Source organism: Mesorhizobium sp. M2E.F.Ca.ET.209.01.1.1 (genome assembly GCF_004010375.2).
Taxonomy (GTDB): domain Bacteria; phylum Pseudomonadota; class Alphaproteobacteria; order Rhizobiales; family Rhizobiaceae; genus Mesorhizobium.
In genome coordinates this window covers 1-368 of record NZ_SADP02000431.1, presented here as the reverse complement: position 1 = coordinate 368, position 368 = coordinate 1, and the positions used below count along the sequence as shown (strand labels likewise).

General features: G+C 64.4%; 1 protein-coding gene. It reads left to right on the top strand.

Annotated elements, in window-relative coordinates:
• A partial coding sequence (locus tag EN852_RS36325) for a flavodoxin-dependent (E)-4-hydroxy-3-methylbut-2-enyl-diphosphate synthase (protein WP_189546436.1) occupies positions 1 to 368 on the top strand: 368 nt, incomplete at both ends.

Sequence of the window (368 nt, the reverse complement as noted above, 5' to 3'; positions counted from 1 at the left end):
AACCACGCGCTGCATCTCGGCCTCACTGAAGCCGGCATGGGGTCGGAAGGCATCGTTGCTTCTTCCGCCGCCATGGGCATCCTCTTGCAGCAAGGCATCGGCGACACCATCCGAATCTCGCTGACGCCGGAGCCGAATGGCGACCGCACCCGCGAGGTGCAGGTGTCGCAGGAACTGCTGCAGACCATGGGTTTCCGGCAGTTCGTGCCGATCGTCGCGGCCTGCCCCGGCTGCGGCCGCACCACCTCCACCGTGTTTCAGGAACTGGCGCAGAACATCCAGGCGGACCTGCGCAAGAACATGCCGGTGTGGCGTGAGAAATACCCAGGCGTCGAGAACCTCAAGGTCGCGGTGATGGGTTGCATCGT